Annotated in this window: 20 protein-coding genes and 1 tRNA gene; 10 read left to right on the top strand and 11 right to left on the bottom strand. The window is 57.0% G+C overall.

What is annotated here, in order from left to right; genetic code table 11:
* Positions 1–87: 87 nt before the first annotated feature.
* Positions 88–795 (bottom strand): IS6 family transposase, encoded by a 708-nt coding sequence (locus tag ACR0A1_RS01805; protein WP_480865998.1) that lies wholly within the window; start codon positions 793–795, stop codon positions 88–90.
* Between ACR0A1_RS01805 and ACR0A1_RS01800 the strand changes: the two genes are divergently transcribed.
* Complete coding sequence (locus ACR0A1_RS01800; RefSeq protein WP_480865996.1) at positions 794–1,123, top strand: hypothetical protein; 330 nt, start codon at positions 794–796, stop codon at positions 1,121–1,123. The genes ACR0A1_RS01805 and ACR0A1_RS01800 overlap by 2 nt on opposite strands.
* Before the next feature lie 375 nt (positions 1,124–1,498).
* Here the strand turns inward: ACR0A1_RS01800 and ACR0A1_RS01795 are convergent.
* Positions 1,499–1,588 (bottom strand) — tRNA-Ser (locus ACR0A1_RS01795).
* 204 nt (positions 1,589–1,792) lie between these two features.
* Here ACR0A1_RS01795 and ACR0A1_RS01790 point away from each other — a divergent pair.
* From ACR0A1_RS01790 to ACR0A1_RS01755, 8 genes are all read left to right on the top strand, one after another.
* A complete protein-coding gene (locus tag ACR0A1_RS01790; RefSeq protein WP_480865994.1) occupies positions 1,793–3,124 on the top strand; it encodes an SPOR domain-containing protein in 1,332 nt (443 codons plus the stop codon).
* 18 nt (positions 3,125–3,142) lie between these two features.
* Positions 3,143–4,309, top strand: a complete 1,167-nt coding sequence (locus ACR0A1_RS01785) for a D-alanyl-D-alanine carboxypeptidase family protein (protein ID WP_170396992.1) — start codon at positions 3,143–3,145, stop codon at positions 4,307–4,309.
* Positions 4,306–4,938 carry a dTMP kinase gene (gene tmk, locus ACR0A1_RS01780; protein ID WP_480865992.1) on the top strand — a complete coding sequence of 211 codons (633 nt, stop codon included), beginning with the start codon at positions 4,306–4,308 and terminating at the stop codon, positions 4,936–4,938. Before ACR0A1_RS01785 ends, tmk begins: the two co-directional genes overlap by 4 nt.
* A gap of 1 nt (position 4,939) precedes the next feature.
* On the top strand, positions 4,940–6,058 hold the full coding sequence (locus ACR0A1_RS01775; RefSeq protein ID WP_480865990.1) for a DNA polymerase III subunit delta': 1,119 nt from the start codon (positions 4,940–4,942) through the stop codon (positions 6,056–6,058).
* On the top strand, positions 6,058–6,864 hold the full coding sequence (locus ACR0A1_RS01770; protein ID WP_170424075.1) for a TatD family hydrolase: 807 nt from the start codon (positions 6,058–6,060) through the stop codon (positions 6,862–6,864). Before ACR0A1_RS01775 ends, ACR0A1_RS01770 begins: the two co-directional genes overlap by 1 nt.
* Complete coding sequence (locus ACR0A1_RS01765) at positions 6,861–7,658, top strand: MBL fold metallo-hydrolase (protein WP_480865988.1); 798 nt, start codon at positions 6,861–6,863, stop codon at positions 7,656–7,658. The genes ACR0A1_RS01770 and ACR0A1_RS01765 overlap by 4 nt, the downstream gene beginning before the upstream one ends.
* 44 nt (positions 7,659–7,702) lie before the next feature.
* Positions 7,703–8,635: an AEC family transporter gene (locus ACR0A1_RS01760; protein ID WP_170397001.1), complete on the top strand. Its 933-nt coding sequence runs from the start codon at positions 7,703–7,705 to the stop codon at positions 8,633–8,635.
* A gap of 72 nt (positions 8,636–8,707) precedes the next feature.
* Entirely contained in the window at positions 8,708–9,394 is a 687-nt protein-coding gene (locus tag ACR0A1_RS01755) for a CbiX/SirB N-terminal domain-containing protein (protein WP_480865985.1), read from the top strand.
* A 24-nt stretch (positions 9,395–9,418) separates the two neighbouring features.
* Here ACR0A1_RS01755 and ACR0A1_RS01750 read toward each other — a convergent pair whose 3' ends face one another.
* From ACR0A1_RS01750 to ACR0A1_RS01730, 5 genes are all read right to left on the bottom strand, one after another.
* The gene (locus ACR0A1_RS01750) at positions 9,419–10,417 is read right to left on the bottom strand and encodes a GGDEF domain-containing protein (protein ID WP_170403937.1); all 999 of its coding nucleotides are present in this window, start codon (positions 10,415–10,417) and stop codon (positions 9,419–9,421) included.
* Entirely contained in the window at positions 10,414–11,001 is a 588-nt protein-coding gene (locus tag ACR0A1_RS01745; RefSeq protein ID WP_170403939.1) for a heme NO-binding domain-containing protein, read from the bottom strand. The genes ACR0A1_RS01750 and ACR0A1_RS01745 overlap by 4 nt, the downstream gene beginning before the upstream one ends.
* A gap of 123 nt (positions 11,002–11,124) precedes the next feature.
* Positions 11,125–12,684: a trimethylamine methyltransferase family protein gene (locus tag ACR0A1_RS01740; RefSeq protein ID WP_170397009.1), complete on the bottom strand. Its 1,560-nt coding sequence runs from the start codon at positions 12,682–12,684 to the stop codon at positions 11,125–11,127.
* A 113-nt stretch (positions 12,685–12,797) separates the two neighbouring features.
* Complete coding sequence (locus ACR0A1_RS01735) at positions 12,798–13,493, bottom strand: HAD family hydrolase (protein ID WP_170424087.1); 696 nt, start codon at positions 13,491–13,493, stop codon at positions 12,798–12,800.
* 19 nt (positions 13,494–13,512) lie between these two features.
* On the bottom strand, positions 13,513–13,797 hold the full coding sequence (locus ACR0A1_RS01730) for a DUF3572 domain-containing protein (protein WP_480865982.1): 285 nt from the start codon (positions 13,795–13,797) through the stop codon (positions 13,513–13,515).
* A gap of 89 nt (positions 13,798–13,886) precedes the next feature.
* Here ACR0A1_RS01730 and ACR0A1_RS01725 point away from each other — a divergent pair, with 89 nt between their 5' ends.
* On the top strand, positions 13,887–15,287 hold the full coding sequence (locus ACR0A1_RS01725; protein ID WP_223118255.1) for a diguanylate cyclase: 1,401 nt from the start codon (positions 13,887–13,889) through the stop codon (positions 15,285–15,287).
* A gap of 4 nt (positions 15,288–15,291) precedes the next feature.
* Here ACR0A1_RS01725 and ACR0A1_RS01720 read toward each other — a convergent pair whose 3' ends face one another.
* The 4 genes from ACR0A1_RS01720 to ACR0A1_RS01705 are packed head-to-tail and all read right to left on the bottom strand — an operon-like array spanning position 15,292 to position 17,175.
* Complete coding sequence (locus ACR0A1_RS01720; protein WP_170397015.1) at positions 15,292–15,765, bottom strand: periplasmic heavy metal sensor; 474 nt, start codon at positions 15,763–15,765, stop codon at positions 15,292–15,294.
* Positions 15,762–16,106: a hypothetical protein gene (locus ACR0A1_RS01715; RefSeq protein ID WP_170647710.1), complete on the bottom strand. Its 345-nt coding sequence runs from the start codon at positions 16,104–16,106 to the stop codon at positions 15,762–15,764. The genes ACR0A1_RS01720 and ACR0A1_RS01715 overlap by 4 nt, the downstream gene beginning before the upstream one ends.
* Positions 16,099–16,713 carry an RNA polymerase sigma factor gene (locus ACR0A1_RS01710; RefSeq protein WP_170818013.1) on the bottom strand — a complete coding sequence of 205 codons (615 nt, stop codon included), beginning with the start codon at positions 16,711–16,713 and terminating at the stop codon, positions 16,099–16,101. The genes ACR0A1_RS01715 and ACR0A1_RS01710 overlap by 8 nt, the downstream gene beginning before the upstream one ends.
* Positions 16,714–16,719: 6 nt before the next feature.
* Positions 16,720–17,175, bottom strand: coding sequence for an EF-hand domain-containing protein (locus tag ACR0A1_RS01705; protein WP_170403961.1), 456 nt, complete (start codon positions 17,173–17,175; stop codon positions 16,720–16,722).
* Positions 17,176–17,335 lie beyond the last annotated feature (160 nt).

Raw genomic sequence — 17,335 nt, 5'->3', positions numbered from 1 at the left:
GTCTGGCTGTGGGAAAAGAGCGGACATCTTAGAGGGTGCTGTCAAACGAATTCGAACCAGTCTCAGTTTGCGGCGGAAACCGCGAAACTACCCGGAACAAAGTTGACGCCACTCGCTAAGAGCGGCTGCGCGGGTCAGCTTGAAGGTGTCTCGACTGGCTAGCGATCTTTCCTGGTTGAAGTGGTTGTAGACAGAGGAATGGACGGAGGCGAATTTCTGTAGACTTCGCATGCGCCTGAAACGCTGCATCGCGCGTTCGCGTCGTCGAAACGGCAGGTGCGAATTCTCGATACGGTTGTTGAGCCACCTGCCCGTCTGTTGTTTTTCAAGCGCGCCTATTTCTCTGAGCGCAGCCTTGTAGGAAGCGAAGCGATCTGTGACGATCTCATCGGCGCAACCGTGCCACCTCATCAATTTCCTGAGGAATTTCAGTGCTGCGGCTTTATTTCGACGCTTCGTGACAACGGCTTCCAGCACCTCGCCTTCGTGATCAACAGCCCGCCAAAGATAATGCCGCTTACCATTCACCTTCACGAAAACCTCGTCCACGTGCCACTTCCATTTGGAGTATGCTCTCAATTGCTGAACACGCTTTCTTCGGATCTCAGCAGCAAACAGAGGACCAAACCTGTTCCACCAATATCGGACAGTTTCGTGGCTCACGTCGATGCCTCGCTCGTGCAGCAGATCTTCGACATTCCGAAGCGAGGGCGGGAAGCGGATGTATAACATCACGGTCAGGCGGATGATCTCAGGACTGGTTTTATAATATTTAAAAAAAGCAGGTCTGGTCATGAGCAAAAGCTATGCAACACCCCTGCCCCGCTCAAGACACGTTCTTCTGACAAGACCCCAACCCGATCCCCGCCTCCGGTCCATGTTGATCCGCGCCCATGGCTGGACCCGCGATCTGAAGTCCGGAGCTCAACTGATGGAAGTTGCGCGGCGTGAAAGCGTCCCCGGCGCTTTCATCCTTTCCCGTGCTCAGCTCGCATTTCTCTCTCCGAAGATTCAAGTCGCGATTCTCGACGGCACTCAGACACCCGTACTCACACTCAAGCTTCTGGTCAGCGTGACCCACCCACTTGATTGGTCCGAACAGGAACGCCAGTTCGGCTATTGATAGCTTCAGATCCTGCGTCTCTGATACGGGGTTCGCCCTCCCTGATCCGTCGGCACAATTCCCTGTTCCCACGAGAGACTTCCCTGCTCCAAAATTTAGGGAATTTGCATCGTAATCCTCTGAAAAGCATACATTTCTAATAGAGTGAATGACGGAACTCAGTCCCGTTTTGCGAAATTTCCCTGTAAACTTCCGGGTATCAGGGAAATCCAGCCCAAAGCGACCCCGCTAAAATGCTATACTGAGACTGGCGCCTGAATTGTCCCCTGAATGTACAGTCTGCTCCGTCTATGATTGAAAGCGCATGCGCCAACTCGCGGGAATTGCGGCACAATTCCGGGTCAGAAAACACAACTGAAGTGAGACAGGTTTGAGTGGCGGGGAGACAGGGATTCGAACCCTGGGAACGCTCTCACGTTCAACGGTTTTCAAGACCGCCGCATTCGACCACTCTGCCACCTCCCCGCGTGAGGCTGGGTCTATGACGAGTTGAGCGCGGTGGCAAGCCATAAAGCGGGAAATCTTGCCGAAGCGAATGTAGCAGTCTTTCCATGGCCCGATGCCCGCGCTATGATCTGCGGGAAAGACCGCACAAGATTGGCAACAAGAACCAGCAATGACGCGGTGGGGCGCGGCCGGAATGGCCTTGTCAGGCAAGGGATTGAGAAAATGGAGCGAGCTACGGGCACACGCTTTGGGCCACAACGGCTGGCAATTTTGGTCGTGACCATGGCAGCATTGGCTGGATGCGAAGAAGGGCTACTTACAACAGAGGACCCGCCTGAGGATACGGCCGCCGAAGATGCGGACAACACAAACCGGTTCGAACTGTTCCCCGAGGCTGCCGCGACCAATCAGCGCGATGTTGAAGCCCCCGAGGTTTTTCAGGTCACCGAAGCAGGATTGTGGGACGGGCGGCCATCGCTGGGTGGTATCTGGGTGGCGCATCCCAATGTGACTCAACCCGAACGGGTGCTGATTAAGAATACAGCCAACAACAAATCGGTAACGGGTGCACTGTTCCGCCGTGAGCGGAATTTGCCGGGACCCGCGCTGCAGGTCTCGTCATCCGCTGCCGAGCAATTGGGAATGCTGGCTGGTGCTCCAACCAGGGTGCAGGTTGTCGCGTTGCGACGTGAGGCTATTGAAGAACCCCCTGCACCTGTCGCCGCGGAACCTGCCGAAGAGACAGATAGTGCAGAGAGTTCGGAAACAACCGACACCGCAGAAGCGTCAGAAACGGGCGCTGCTGAAAAGCCTCAAAAGCGGAAATGGTGGCAGAAAAAGCCAAGCACCGAAGCAGCGACCGGAGCTGCGGTCGTTGCCGGGGCTGCCGTTGTTGCATCGTCGGATGAAGATGCGCCCAGTGCAGAAGCCCCGACCAATGCAGAAGCCCCGACCAATGCAGAAGCACCGACCAGTGAATTGGCCGCGAATGAGGCCCCAGCCCCAGAGAAACCGGCCAAACGCAAATGGTGGCAGAAAAAGCCAAGCGACGAGACTGCAGTCGCAGCAGCTGGCGCAGCAACCGCAGCGGCTGCCGAGACCGAATCCCCTTCGTCAGAAACACAGACGGCAGCATTGTCGGATCCCGAACTGACGGCACCGGCTGAAAAACCGGCCAAGCGCAAGTGGTGGCAAAAGAAAGACCCTAACGCAATCACCGAAACGCCTCTGGACCCGATTGCCGGAGCGGCAGCGGCCATCGAGGCCTCTGAACCAACGGCGGCGGCACCAGCGACGGCGAGTGCTGCGACGACAAGTGGGTTGGCAAAACCTTTTGTTCAGGCGGGCACATTCAGCGTAGAATCCAACGCCAAGAGCGCGGCGGACAAGATCCGGCGCAATGGCATGGCTGCCGAAGTCATGGAGCTGAAAAGCGAGGACAAGTCGGTCTGGCGCGTTTTGGTTGGACCCGTTGCAACCCGCGCGGAACGTCGGGCGATGTTGAACGATGTGAAAGACCTTGGGTTTACCGATGCTTTCACGGCAAAGAACTGATCAAACAGGAGGCCCATGATGCTTTCCGCTTTGCGATCCACCACACTGGCCCTCGGGTTGGCGCTGTTGGCACTGCCCGCCCATGCCTTCGACACCACCGCGCGTGCGGCTTATGTGATGGACCAGAAAACCGGCACTGTGCTGTTGTCTAAAGACGCCGATCAGCCTCTGCCTCCAGCGTCCATGTCGAAGCTCATGACGCTTTATGTGGCGTTTGAAGCCTTGCGCGATGGCCGTTTGACGCTGGACGAAACTTTGCCCGTCTCGGAACATGCAATGAGCTATGGCGGCTCGACCATGTTCCTGAACACGCAGGATCGTGTCCGGGTCGAGGATCTTTTGCGCGGGATCATCGTGCTTTCGGGCAATGACGCCTGTGTCGTGATCGCCGAAGCGCTCAGCCCCGACGGAAGCGAAGCCGGATTCGCCCGTTTCATGACTCAGCGGGCGCAGCAGATGGGCATGAACAACTCGAACTTTGCCAATTCCAACGGCTGGCCTGCTGCTGGGCACATGATGTCAGTGCACGATCTGGCAGTTCTGGCCGACCGGCTGATCACCGATTTCCCCGAGTACTATCCCCTGTTTGCCGAAGAAGAGTTCGAATTCGATGGCCGAGCGCCCTCGAACGCGCGAAACCGCAATCCGCTGCTGAAGCTTGATATCGGGGCCGATGGCCTCAAGACTGGCCATACCCAAGAGGCAGGATATGGTTTGGTCGGTTCTGCCAAACAAGGCGACCGACGGGTTGTCTTTGTTCTTTCAGGGCTCGACAGCACTGCCAAGCGCGCAGAGGAGGCTGAGGCCGTGGTTAACTGGTCGTTTCGAAATTTTGTCGAGAGGACAGTTGCCAAATCAGAAGAACCGGTAGCCCAGGCCAAGCTTTGGATGGGGGCGGAAAAGACTGTGGGATTGGTGCCCGAGGGTGATCTGACCTTGCTGTTCCCCGTTTTGGGCGACAAGGACATCAAGGCCGAAGTTGTCTATGACGGCCCTATCAACGCACCGGTCAGCAAAGGCCAGCAATTGGCCGAGCTTGTTATCCAACCCGAGGGATTGCCCGAAATCCGCCGCCCGCTGGTTGCGGAAAAGGATGTTCCCTTGGGCGGGTTTGTCGTGCGTATGTTGACCGTGGGTGGCATCGTTCTGAAAGAAGTGATCAACACTCCTCTGGAGCAAATGTGACAGCGCGCGGAACGTTTCTGACCTTCGAAGGCATTGACGGATCAGGCAAGTCCACGCAGGCGCGCCTGCTGGCCGAGCACTTGCGGCATCAAGGCCGCGACGTCGTTCTGACGCGCGAGCCCGGCGGATCGGACGGGGCAGAAGAAATTCGCAGCCTTGTGCTGCACGGTGATCCGGACCGCTGGTCGGCCGAGACCGAGATCCTGCTGTTCACCGCTGCCCGGCGCGATCATCTTGAGCGCACGATTGAACCCGCGTTGGCAGAGGGCAAGGTTGTGATCTGCGATCGCTTTGCCGACAGTACCCGGATGTATCAAGGTCTGTCGCGCGGCGATCTGCGGGGTTTGGTGGATCAGTTGCACAGCTTGATGATCCGGCGAGAGCCAGATATGACCTTGCTGATCGATATGGACCCGGAAACCGGTCTGTTGCGCGCCAAAGGTCGTCAGGGCACCGAAGAACGATTCGAAGATTTCGGTTTGGATCTTCAACAACAGATGCGGGCAGGTTTTCTGGGTCTGGCCCAAGAATTCTCTGACCGTTTCCACGTGGTCGACGGCAATCGGGACATGGACAGCGTTGCGCGGGATGTGACAGATATTGTCATGGCGTCCCTGCAATTGAGCTGACATGAGCGACGATATCCAATCACCGGATCAGGCCCCTGGTGCCCCGCATCCGCGCGAAACTCTCAAGCTGTTCGGACAGGATGCGGCCCAAGAGGCGTTTTTAACCGCGTATAACTCGGACCGGCTGCACCACGGCTGGTTGCTAACGGGGCCGCGCGGCGTGGGCAAGGCTACCCTTGCCTGGCGCATTGCACAGTTTTTGTTGGCCACACCTCGGGCAGATGAAGGCGGGTTGTTTGGTGCCCCTCCTGCGCCTGAGACGTTGGACATCGACCCGGACCACCCCGTCGCACACCGTATCCAGGCGGGGGCCGAGCCCGGCCTTGCCGCAATCACCCGGTCCGTCAACGATCAGGGACGGCTGCGCAACGAAATCGTTGTCGATGACATCCGCAAACTGGGCAAGTTCTTCGGCCTGTCCTCTGCCGATGGTGGTCGCCGGATTGTTATCGTCGATTCAGCGGATGAAATGAATGTCAGCGCCGCCAATGCGCTGCTGAAAATGCTCGAAGAACCCCCAGCGCGCACGACGCTGCTGCTGGTTTCACACCAACCTTCGCGCCTGCTGCCGACCATCCGTTCGCGTTGCCGCACGCTGCGGCTTTCACCCCTTGGCGCAGATGACATGCAGGCCGCGCTAGCGCAGACCGGCACAGAAATCCCTAGTCGGGCCGAGCATTTGGCAGCCCTCGCCGCCGGTTCAGTGGGTGATGCCGTCCGCTTGATCAATCTCGGCGGGCTAGAGCTTTATGCCGAGCTGATTGCAGTTCTGGGCTCCCTTCCCCGGCTCGACCGCCAGCGCGCCCTGAAACTGGCAGAAGCGGCTGCTCAGCGAGGTGCTGCGGAACGGTTTGATCTGCTGCTTTCGCTGATCGACGTTGCGCTCTCGCGTTTGGCGCTGACAGGTGCAAAAGGTGCCGCCCCCATACCCGAGGCCGCCCCGAATGAGGCTGAAACTCTGTCGCGCCTCTCTAACTCGCAGCACAAGGCCCGCCAATGGGCGGAGGTCGCCGCGCTCATCACGGCGCGCGCACGACACGGGCAGGCGGTGAACCTTGACCCTGCCTCGCTTGTCCTAGATACGGTGTTCAAGATACAGGAAACCGCCGGTCACAGCTGATGAGCCTCACCCCCGAAATTACCGACAGCCACTGCCATCTGGATTTCCCTGATTTCGACGGTCAGTTGGATGATATCGTCGCCCGCGCTGCCGAGGCTGGCGTGACCCGCATGGTGACCATCTGCACCCGGCTGCGCAACGAACCCGCTGTGCGCGCCATCGCCGAGGCTCACGCCCCAGTCTTCTACGCTGCAGGCACCCACCCGATGAGCGCCGCTGATGAGCCGATGGCCACGGTCGATGAGCTGGTCGCATTGGCTAAGCATCCCAAGTTCGTGGGCATTGGGGAAAGCGGGCTTGATTATCACTACACGGCCGAGTCGGCAGATGTTCAGAAACAATCGCTGCGCATCCATATCGAGGCCGCCCAGCGCACTGGCCTGCCATTGATCATCCACGCGCGCGCTGCTGATGACGACATGGCCCGCATTCTGACCGAAGAGCATCGTAATACGCCCTATTCCTGTGTCATGCATTGTTTCTCTTCATCGGCTGAACTGGCCCGGGCCGCGCTTGATCTGGGCTTTTACCTGTCCATGTCCGGCATCGCGGCCTTCCCAAGAAGCCAAGAACTACGCGATATCTTCGCTTCAGCTCCGGTTGATCGTATTCTGGTCGAAACCGATGCGCCCTATCTTGCCCCCCCACCATATCGCGGTAAACGGAATGAGCCCGCCTATACCGCACACACCGCCCGTAAAGGGGCTGAGGTCTTCGGATTGGATTACGCAGATTTCGCCGCAAAAACGCAGGCCAATTTTGATCGGCTCTTCACTAAAGCCGCCACATACAAGGCGGCTGCATGAGCGAGCTGCGCCTGACAATTCTGGGCTGCGGGTCATCCGGTGGCGTCCCCCGTCTCGGGGGACATTGGGGCGATTGTGATCCGGAAAACCCGAAAAACCAGCGTCGGCGATGCTCGTTACTGGTCGAACGGGACGGGCCGGACGGGACTACGTCGGTTCTGATCGACACCTCACCTGATATGCGTAGCCAATTGCTGGACACCGGGACTGGGCGATTGGACGGTGTCGTCTACACGCATTCCCACGCGGACCACATGAATGGGATCGACGATCTGCGGATGATCGTTTTCAATATGAAAACCCGCGTCCCCGTCTGGGCCGATGGTGACACGCAGAACGATCTGCTCAGCCGGTTTGGCTATGCCTTCGTTCAGCCCGAGGGCTCGCCCTATCCGCCCATACTCGACCTCAAGACAATCAATGGGCCGTTCGAAATTCCCGGTCCAGGCGGCACGATCCCGCTTCGGCCATTTCGCGTGAACCACGGATCGATTGATGCGCTTGGCTTCAGAATGGGAAACATCGTCTATCTGCCTGATGTAGCAGAGCTTTATGATGAGAGCATGACTGAACTGGCGAATCTGGACTGCCTGATTATTGACGCTCTGCGTCGTTCCCCGCATCCGACACATGCCCATCTGGAAAAGACGCTGGAGTGGATCGACCAATTGAAACCAAAACGCGCCGTTTTGACCAACATGCATATCGATCTGGATTATGCGACGGTCGATGCGGAAACACCGGATCATATCACGCCTGCCTATGATGGCATGGTGATCCGGCACACCCTGTAAGGCATGCTGCTGCACGCGCTTACGATACCCCGTATGACGCCGCCATGTTACAAAGCCTGATTGATGTCATCCTGCCGGTGTTTCTGGTCATCGGTGCCGGATACACGGCGACGAGGTTCGGCTATTTTCGCGAAACCCATATCGATGGGTTAATGAGTTTCACGCAGAACTTTGCCATTCCCTGCCTACTGTTTCTCGCCATTGCCAATCTCGATCTCGGCACCAGCTTCGATCCTCGGCTTTTGGTCAGTTTCTATTCAGCAGCTGGTCTGTGTTTTGTCGCTGGTATGATCGGTGCGCGCCTGATCTTCGGACGAGCGTGGGAGGATTCGGTTGCTATTGGATTTTGCTGTCTGTTTTCAAACTCGGTCCTCTTGGGGTTGCCTATTACCGAGCGCGCCTATGGGGTCGAAAATTTAGTTGGCAACTTCACAATCATCGCGTTCCACTCACCCTTTTGCTATTGCCTCGGCATCACGGTGATGGAGGTGCTTCGAAACCGCGGCAACGGCGGAGTGCTGATGTTGAAATCCGTGCTGTCGGCCATGTTCAAGAATGCACTCATTCTTGGGATCTCGTTGGGGTTTGTCGTAAACCTCACTGGACTGGCCATACCCGGAGTTGTAGACGAAGCCTTGAACCTGATCACCCGCGCGGCCTTGCCCGGTGCCCTGTTCGCGCTGGGGGGCGTGCTGGTTAAGTACCGACCCGAGGGCGATCTGCGTACCATTATTTTCGTCTGCTGTATCTCATTGATGCTGCACCCGAGCCTGGTTTGGTTCTTCGGGTCAACTCTGGCGCTGCCGCAAGACCTGTTCCGCTCGGGCGTTCTTACCGCAGCGATGGCGCCGGGGATCAATAGCTACATCTTCGCGAACATGTACGGACATGCCAAACGTGTGGCCGCGTCGTCGGTTCTGATCGGAACAACCGCGTCAATATTGACGGTCTGGTTGTGGCTGACTCTACTGGGATGACGAAATTGCCAACACCGCATTGACTCTGCCCACCAGCAATACATCTATCGCAGAACCTATCCGGAGCCCTGCATGACACACGCCGTTATCGTCGCCCATGGCCAACCCTCGGACCCTGCACCTGCAGAAGCTGCGCTAGCAGCCTTTGCGCGAGAGGTAGATGAGTTATGTCAACGGGTTTCGGTAACGTCGGCCACATTGGCAGCCCCGCAGGCGTTGGAAAATTGCCTTGATGGATTGACTGGCGACACGGTTATCTACCCCTTATTCATGGCGCGCGGCTGGTTTGTCACCAGCGCTCTGCCAAAGCGGATTGGCCAGCGTTCTGTCACGATTCTGGACCCCATGGGTATCGATCCCGAACTGCCTTCCCTGATTACAGCGGCCATACATCAGGAACTGACGAACAGGGTTTGGAGCGCGGCGGACACAGATCTTGTGATCGCTGCACATGGCTCGGGCCGCAGCGCCAATCCGGCCATTGTCGCAAAGGGTTTCGCCGAGAATCTGGGTCGGCTTACCGCGTTCAATAGCATTCGCACCGGGTTCGTTGAGCAAACCCCATCAATTGCGGACGCCGCCACCGGGTGCGGTGGCAAGGCGCTGTGCCTGCCGTTTTTTGCCTGCACCGGAGGCCATGTTTTGGAAGATGTGCCCGAGGAACTTGCCCGCGCCAGCTTTCACGGACACGTAATGCCCGTGATTTCAGAGCTTCCTCAGGTCAAACGACACATCGCGGCGATGTTGGATACACTGTAGCGAAGCAAAGGGGGGCCACCTGCGTCAACCGGAATGCTGCGCATCAGATAGCTCGCAATAGAAACGGTGGCAGGATCGCCCGCTTCGTTTCGCTGCGTATAAAGCCAGATCGGCGGCATGAAGAATATCTTCGGCCTTGGGCACTTCGAATTGTGTCGAGAGTGCTGTACCAATACTTGCCGATATACGGCAGGTTGCCCCATCGAACTGCATCGGCTTGCACAGGCGTGAAATCAGGCGCCCTGCAATACCATCAAGCTTTGTACGATCGTTCATGCCCTTAAAAATCAAGACAAACTCATCACCCCCGACTCGGGCAACCGTGTCGTCGCTGCGTGTGACGTCCAGCATGATCTTTGCGGCTTGCTGCAGAACATAGTCCCCTGCAGCATGCCCCAATCGATCATTGACCGATTTGAAGAAATCCAGATCCAGATGCATCATTGCAAAACTCGATTTCGACGAAATCAAATGCCCCAGAATATGATCCATCGCACGTCGATTTTTCAGCCCGGTCAACGTGTCCGTGTAGGCTTGTTCTTCTGCCGCCAGCATCGCACCTTGCAGACGCAAGTTCAGTGAGCGTGACGCTTCCATCGCGGCAGAATTTGCCTCGACCAGATACAACAATTCTATGGCCAGATCAGTGCCCGGGAAATCGGTGCTGGTCAGAGAATAGTCGCGTACCGCATCCAGTATCGAAATTCCAAACGACAGGTTGATGACCGCCCCGCTTCCGCCAGGAAACGGCGCAATCAGACCTTTGAACGCAGTCTGCGGCCGGTCTTGAAACCTGAGGTGTAGCTTTCGGTCCGGCACCATCATCAGCGCAGCTACTGTCGTGATTGAGCGAGGGCGCACCAGCTCAAAGACATCCAGAAAGCTTCGGCCGACCATAGGCCGATCCGGACGTAGCTTCTGCAGAGTTGGTCCAACCTGCCCGATCCGCCCCATGTCATCTACAAGGACGAACATCGGACATAAGGTGTCCAGCAACTGTCCAAGATCTGCGGTCTTGATCATGATTTACGTGCCCCAAGATCAAAGTGACGCCCTTCGGCAAACGCGCTTTCGATCAATGTGATTGAAATCAACTCAGCCCCGTTTTGGCACCCTTCATTGGACAGGATCACCAACGCCCCATAGTCATCCGCCATGGCTCGTAGTACACCTGTCATGACGCTGGAATACCCCGGCAAATCAGGAGTGCAATGCAGGTGATATTCCCCGGGCGAGTGTTCCTGCAATTCCAAATCCGGCAATCTCAGATCGGACACAGCAAGGCGGACGCGATCCGACAGATCATCAAGCGAATGCAGAAACTCCAAATAGGTGACCCCGCCAAAACGCAATAACCTGCGTAGATCTTCCATGTTCGAGTGTGAGACCAGATAAGTGCCCAAATCCTCAAGAAATTCGGATTTTGGGCGGTTCAAGTCAGCGCACAAAGCGTCGAGCACTCGGGTCGATATCTCCGCGTCATAGATCAACATCGCCTCGAACTCGTCAAATCCCAGCCCGGCCGTATGAGTCGCGCGCAACCAGCATTGACGCCCGTAGGTGGCGCAGACAAAGGATTGGATCGCCCTGTTGATCAGCCCGTGCATGAGTCGCCTCAGATTGAAAGACACTCTCAAGTGATCGCAGAAAGCTTAACAAACACCCAAAATCCGATACGGGATTATGAGAATCCGATCTAATCCCAAACTGAAGGGCGGATTGGGCAGCGATCAGAAATCGGTCGGCGCACCGCCTTCGGCCTTGCGGCGCTCAACAAACTCGGCCAGCTCCTCGCGGATCGCCTCATCCATCTTCGGGGCTTCGAAATTGTTCACGATCTCCTTGAACATCCGATGGGCACGTTCCGCAGTCCAGATACCACCAGCTGCTTCCCAGGCTTCGAAGTTTTTCCAGTCACTCAGGAACGGCTGATAAAATGCGGTGGTATAGCGATCTTGCGTATGTTGGATGCCAAAGAAATGCCCGTCGTTTCCAACAGACCGGATCGCTTCAAGGGCGATGTCATCCGGGCCCGTCGCTGTCAGTTCCGGTTGCATATACCTCTGAATCTGCTGAAGGATTTCGCAATCCATGATAAATTTCTCGGGGCTTGCGATAAGGCCTCCTTCCAGCCAGCCTGCCGCATGATATACCATGTTGGTGCCTGACTGTACCGCCGCCCAAAGGGAATTCGAGGTTTCCCAAACCGACTGCCCATCAGGCACATTTGCCGCGCAAACGCCCGAGGACCGCATAGGCAAGCCATAATACCGTGCCATCTGCCCAGTCATCTGGGTCGAGCGCATGTATTCCGGTGTCCCGAATGCAGGCGCACCGGATTTCATATCGACATTCGAAGTAAAGGTCCCGATCACGCATGGAATACCCGGGCGAACGTACTGAAACAACGCAATCGCGCACAGCGCTTCGGCAAGCGATTGTGCCACTGCGCCAGCCATCGTCACGGGGGCCATCGCCCCGGCCAGAGTGAAAGGCGTCACGACAATTGCCTGCCCACGCCGCGCAAGCCGCAGGCAGCCATCGATCATTGGATGGTCGTGTTTCAACGGTGAGGTCGAGTTGATGTTAGTGTACATCCGGGGCGTGGCCTCGAATTCCTCGTGGCTCAGGCCACCCGCGATACGCACCATCTCCATCACGTCTTCGACGCGCTCTTTCCCCAGCGAATAGGCATGCATTGCCTTATCAGTCAGGGTCAGCTTGTCATAAAGCACATCAAGGTGCCGTATGCTGGCGTGGATATCGACCGGCTCAACCGGATATCCACCTGCAAAGTGGATACAGTTGAAGTATTGCGTCAGCTTCAGCAGGTCCTGACACATCCGCCGGGTGCCGGGCACTTTTTTTCCGATTTCCATGTCCCAATAATTTGGTGGGGATGAAACATTGCCGAACAGAATGGTCTTGCCACCAATCTCGATCTGATGCTCCGGGTTGCGCGGCGTGATGGTAAATTTGTTGGGCGCCTTGCTCACCATTTCCATCACGAAATCCCGGTCCATACGGACGTTGTCGCCGGAAATTGTACAGCCCGCCTTGCGCAGGATCCCGATGGCTTCTTGATTGTAGAACTCGATGCCGATCTCTTCGAGAATCCGCATGGCACCTTCGTGAACCGCTTCGATTCCCTCGGGTCCCAACGGCTCGATTGGCTTGTCGATGTTTGTGGGCGGGTTCCAGGGCATCTGCTCGATCACCGCCGCGCCGCGCCTCGCGGCTGCGCCCGCGCGTCCACCACCGCGACGTTTGCGTGTCTTGCTCTCAGCCATCACCATCCTCCGCGCTTTCACTCCCATGAAAGCCCCGAAGACTCAGCATCGCCGTTCTGTCTGCGACAAGAGTTGTCGGTTTTATTATCCAACCCGGCGATTTGGAACCGAGGTTATTCGGTTTTCGACAACCAGCCGGGAATGTGCCCGATGTTGGGCAAGACGACATCCGCCAGCGGTTCGAGTGTTTTGGCCGTCGCCATGCCGGTCAGAACCCCGATGGTGACCATCCCTGCGGCGCGTCCCGCCTCTAGATCGTGAAGACTGTCACCAACCATCGCAACACGAGATGGCGCGACCTCGACATGCTGAGCAAAGGCCAATAGCTGCCCCGGACCTGGCTTGTAACCATGTCCGCTGTCATATCCGGCTACAAAATCAAAATGGTCTCGCACACCAACGGACTGCAGGTGCTGCAGGGCCGGCATTTCAGCATCGTTCGTCGCAACGCCCAGTTTCAGCCCGGCGCGACGCAGCTCGGCAAGGAATGGTGCCAAGGGAACGGCTTGGATCTGCTCTGCGTTCGCTGACGCCCGGTTGAGTGTTTCGATCAGGTGCCCCAGAGATACCTCAGGCAAATGCGGTGTAAGGGCTGCAGCAACTTCATCGACCGTTCCGGCGATGACTACGCTATTCGGGTCGTAGCTCTCTTGTTCAAAATCAAATCCGATGGCCTTCCCCAACTCGGTCGCGCGCTGCACATCTCCATCAGAGAGCTGCAGCATCGCGATACGCCCGAACGCACCCCAAGTGGCTGCAAAATCAAAAAGAGTACCGTCCTTGTCGAACACGAGGGCGTCGATTGCCATGAAACAAATTTCCTTTGGGTTAGGTCCAGTGCATATCCGAAATTCCGGACAACGCGGCACGGGCTTGACCCGGCTCTTCGTAGGGCACGGAATTGGCGTCACAAAAAGCGATCACCCATGAATCGTCAAGCAGCAGAAAGTCCAACACAGACCCAAGAAATTCAACCTCACCCGCACGGTCGCGCAAATCTTGTTCCGAGGCACCTGTCGCCCCCATGAAAACGGGCAGCAACTCATCATTTCCCACCAGCCAGCCCAGCACATTCAGGGCCAGAGTTTCAGCGGAATTGGCGGAGATCGGCATAAACTGGCCTCGGACACTGTGTTGGAAAGGGTTTGTTAACCAGACTCATAAACACTTTAGCAACGCATGCAATCAAACGGTGAATGGCTATGTCTGTACAAGGCACCATACTCGTCCTCGACGGTGTTTCGACCAATCGTATAATGCTCAAGGTTCAGTTGACGGCGGCCTGGTACCATGTCGTGCAGGGTGAGAAACTGGCCGGGCTTGGTGCATTGCTGCGGCGGACACGGCCTGATCTGGTTCTTACAGCGCAAACTCTGCCCGACGGAAGCGCTGCGGATGTTAAGAAAGTGATGGCGGCAGATCCTGCTCTGATCGATGTGCCGATTGTTGCGATTGCACCGCAAAACGACAAAGCAGCGCGTTTGAAGGCACTGTCGGACGGGCTGGATGATGTGCTTGGCTATCCGTTCAAGGATACACTTCTATTGGCCCGCGTGCGCAGCTTGTTACGTGCGCGCGCCGAACGGCAGGAATTAAACATCGAAGGTTCGGCCCAAACCATTGGCTTTGGCGAGGCGCCACAGGTGCTGATCGCCCCGCCATCGACGGCAGAGATCGCGATCCTGACGCAAACAGTTCGAACCAGCGCGTTGTGGAGTAATGCTCTGACCCATCAAACCCGGCATCGTGTGACCGGCCATACTCTGCCTGATCTCAAAGGCATCCTGTCCGGGACGATCCCGGACGCGATTGTTGTTGAGCTTGCACCGAATAGCTCGGGGCGGAACCTACTGGCAGATCTTCGGTCGCGCGGTGCGACACGAAATACGGTGCTGATCGGTGTGTTGCCGGATGATAATCCCGCACTTGCGGCCGAGGCGCTGGACCGAGGCGCTGATGCGGTCTGCATGGGCGGGTTTCAGACAGATGAGATATGCTTGCGGCTTGAAACTTTGATCGCCCGCAAGACCCGAGACGACAGATTGCGAGCGACATTGCGCAGGGATTTGGCCGAATCCCTGATCGATCCGCTGACGGGACTGTTCAATCGCCGCTATGCGATGCGCGCGCTGGACCAGATCGCGCATCAGGCCCCAGAAACGGAACACGGATTCGCCGTGATGCTGGCCGATCTGGACCACTTCAAGGCAATCAATGACCGTTACGGTCACGCCGCGGGGGATTTGGTTCTGACCGAAACCGCGAAAAGGCTGCGAGTCGTGATAGGAAAAACCGGTTTTGTCGCGCGTATCGGCGGCGAAGAGTTCATGATCGGGCTACCGAATACCTCAACCGACCAAGCGCTGAAGCAAGCGAAACAGATTTGTGAAACAATTTGCGAAAAACCTTTTCAGCTGCCGGATCGTCCGGCCCCAGTACCCGTAACGATCAGCGTGGGGGTGAAATTATGTACCCCGCCCGAACTCTCTCATCCAGGCGAAGCAGACCCGGTCGGTCGATTGATCAGCTCGGCGGACAAAGCACTTTATGCCGCCAAAAAAGCGGGCCGCAACCAGGTACAGATTCGGCAAAGCGCAGCGTGACTAGTCAGTCCCGTTTTTTGTGTTTGCGCGGGCCGCGTTTAACCACGTCCTCCAGCCGGTCCGCGTAAGCGGCACGTTGGTCATCATTCATGGCCGAGATCTGGGCCAGCCATTGCTGATGAAGCGCAGTCTGCAGATCAGCAGTTGCCTTCGACTGCTGTGCCAAAAGACTCGCAACCGCTGCGGGATCGAAAGGCACGGCCCTAAGCACTTGACTGAGAGCAGTAAAATCCTGCTTGCGCCGATGTGATCCTTTTCCGCGCAGGTCCGACAACTCACCCCTCAGAGCCTTTCGATCCGACTTTGGCAGCGCATAATACAGCGCCGGGCCAAATCCCGGAGGCGCATCGGCATGAGCGCTTCCTTTAAAGCGCAATGCCGCACCCAAAATGACTCCGACAATCAACAGATTCAAAGCAAGAGAGACAACCAGCAATATCGGCATCCATTTGCGTTTGGGTGCGGGATGATCGCTCATTCTGCATCCTCCAGATAGTTTTCGTCTAAATTCAGATCGGCCATCAGATAGGTCGTCTCTTGTGAGATGAAATAATCAACAGGGTCCGGCAAGAAGGTCGGCGCGGAGAACCCGATCCAGACGCCAGCTGCGCTTGCCGCCACAAGACCGCTCAACCCTTGCCACCCCCCGATAACGCCTATCTTTTGCCGCCATGTCCGCCGCTGCGGTCTTGCAGTCCGGGCCAGACGTATGGCTTCGGCATCCGTTTCGATGCGAACAGCCAGATCGTCGGGAAGCACATCCCGCGCCGCACGCGCCTGTGCAAACAGATGGTCGAGTTCGTTATCTTGATCAGCCATGTTCGTACCCCAGTTCATCCCGACGCCCCGCCAGTATCGCGGTAAGAGATCGTTTGCCACGCGCGGTCAGGCTTTCAACCGCCTCGACCGAAATATCCATGATCCCCGCGATTTCGGGATTGGACAATTCTTCGATGTGCCGCAGAACCACAGCCTGCCGCTGCCGGTCCGGCAAATGCTCCAATGCAGCCTGCAACGCGTCCTTGCGGGCACTCTCCTGCATCTGGTCGACCACACTGGCAGTCTCATCTTCGGGTTCGGCCACATTGTCCAACGCTTGAGGCCGCTTTTTCCGGCGCAAGTCCACACATAGATTCAGTGTTACGCGATAGAGCCAAGTCGATAACTGCGCCTGCCCCGGCACCCAGTTAGGCGCCATTTTCCACAGGCGCATCATCGCTTCTTGCGTTACGTCCTCTGCTTCGGCTGGGTTTCCCAGCATTCGCAAAGCCACGGAATAACTTCGCGGCCCCAACCGCCCGGTCAGCAGGCGGGCCGCCGTAGCATCGCCATCAGAAAACCGGCCCAGCAACTCTTCGTCGCTGGGCTCGGGCATGGCAGATGTTCCGCCATGCTCGATGTCGGGATAAGAGGTCAGATCCTCCATCCCGTATCAGTTGTTGTCGGTGTCCGACTTCTGATGCCGCTTGTGTTTCCGGCCCATTTTGTCTTTTGCATCCGCGTATTCCTGTTCTGAGATCGAACCGTTGCCGTCGGCATCGATGCGCTCGAACATCTTGGAGGCGCGGCGCGGTTTCGGCAATTCATCTTCGCTAAGGAAACCATCCGCATTTGCGTCGTGCTTTTCGAACATCTTGGTGACACGCTCGTTGGCCTTGGTCTGCGCCGCAGCCTGCATTTCTTCGACGCTCAGTTGGCCGTCGCCATCCGTATCGGCAGCGGTGAATTTCTGGTTGCGATGTGTCTCGATCTCGGCCTGAGTCACCTGCCCGTCCCCGTCGGCATCCAGTTCCTGAAATGTCGCACGCGGGCCCTTGGCCAAAGCGGAAGTGCCGGTCACAGTAACTGCAGCTACGACGATTGCCGAAATGAAGCTTTTGGTTTTCATTACATAGTTCCCTGAATTTGGCGGCCATTTGCCGCTGTTGATACCTGTTCAAACGCGGCTTGGGCGGGTTTCCGTCGCTTCCGGCACAACTTTTTTTGCTTTATTTGAAACGCCAATAGAAAATGATACGCTAAGCAGCAGCGCCACAAAGCGACGCACC

This window comes from Ruegeria sp. D6 (assembly GCF_056534365.1).
The sequence above is the reverse complement of the archived record's forward strand: the minus strand, read 5'-3'. Positions and strand labels throughout refer to the sequence as shown.

Bases quoted from the DNA above. Each gene is read 5' to 3' on its own strand.
- ACR0A1_RS01800 (WP_480865996.1), top strand. From the start codon at position 794: ATGAGCAAAAGCTATGCAACACCCCTGCCCCGCTCAAGACACGTTCTT.
- ACR0A1_RS01805 (WP_480865998.1), bottom strand. From the start codon at position 795: ATGACCAGACCTGCTTTTTTTAAATATTATAAAACCAGTCCTGAGATC.
- ACR0A1_RS01790 (WP_480865994.1), top strand. From the start codon at position 1,793: ATGGAGCGAGCTACGGGCACACGCTTTGGGCCACAACGGCTGGCAATT.
- ACR0A1_RS01785 (WP_170396992.1), top strand. From the start codon at position 3,143: ATGCTTTCCGCTTTGCGATCCACCACACTGGCCCTCGGGTTGGCGCTG.
- ACR0A1_RS01775 (WP_480865990.1), top strand. From the start codon at position 4,940: ATGAGCGACGATATCCAATCACCGGATCAGGCCCCTGGTGCCCCGCAT.
- ACR0A1_RS01770 (WP_170424075.1), top strand. From the start codon at position 6,058: ATGAGCCTCACCCCCGAAATTACCGACAGCCACTGCCATCTGGATTTC.
- ACR0A1_RS01765 (WP_480865988.1), top strand. From the start codon at position 6,861: ATGAGCGAGCTGCGCCTGACAATTCTGGGCTGCGGGTCATCCGGTGGC.
- ACR0A1_RS01760 (WP_170397001.1), top strand. From the start codon at position 7,703: ATGTTACAAAGCCTGATTGATGTCATCCTGCCGGTGTTTCTGGTCATC.
- ACR0A1_RS01755 (WP_480865985.1), top strand. From the start codon at position 8,708: ATGACACACGCCGTTATCGTCGCCCATGGCCAACCCTCGGACCCTGCA.
- ACR0A1_RS01750 (WP_170403937.1), bottom strand. From the start codon at position 10,417: ATGATCAAGACCGCAGATCTTGGACAGTTGCTGGACACCTTATGTCCG.
- ACR0A1_RS01745 (WP_170403939.1), bottom strand. From the start codon at position 11,001: ATGCACGGGCTGATCAACAGGGCGATCCAATCCTTTGTCTGCGCCACC.
- ACR0A1_RS01740 (WP_170397009.1), bottom strand. From the start codon at position 12,684: ATGGCTGAGAGCAAGACACGCAAACGTCGCGGTGGTGGACGCGCGGGC.
- ACR0A1_RS01735 (WP_170424087.1), bottom strand. From the start codon at position 13,493: ATGGCAATCGACGCCCTCGTGTTCGACAAGGACGGTACTCTTTTTGAT.
- ACR0A1_RS01730 (WP_480865982.1), bottom strand. From the start codon at position 13,797: ATGCCGATCTCCGCCAATTCCGCTGAAACTCTGGCCCTGAATGTGCTG.
- ACR0A1_RS01725 (WP_223118255.1), top strand. From the start codon at position 13,887: ATGTCTGTACAAGGCACCATACTCGTCCTCGACGGTGTTTCGACCAAT.
- ACR0A1_RS01720 (WP_170397015.1), bottom strand. From the start codon at position 15,765: ATGAGCGATCATCCCGCACCCAAACGCAAATGGATGCCGATATTGCTG.
- ACR0A1_RS01715 (WP_170647710.1), bottom strand. From the start codon at position 16,106: ATGGCTGATCAAGATAACGAACTCGACCATCTGTTTGCACAGGCGCGT.
- ACR0A1_RS01710 (WP_170818013.1), bottom strand. From the start codon at position 16,713: ATGGAGGATCTGACCTCTTATCCCGACATCGAGCATGGCGGAACATCT.
- ACR0A1_RS01705 (WP_170403961.1), bottom strand. From the start codon at position 17,175: ATGAAAACCAAAAGCTTCATTTCGGCAATCGTCGTAGCTGCAGTTACT.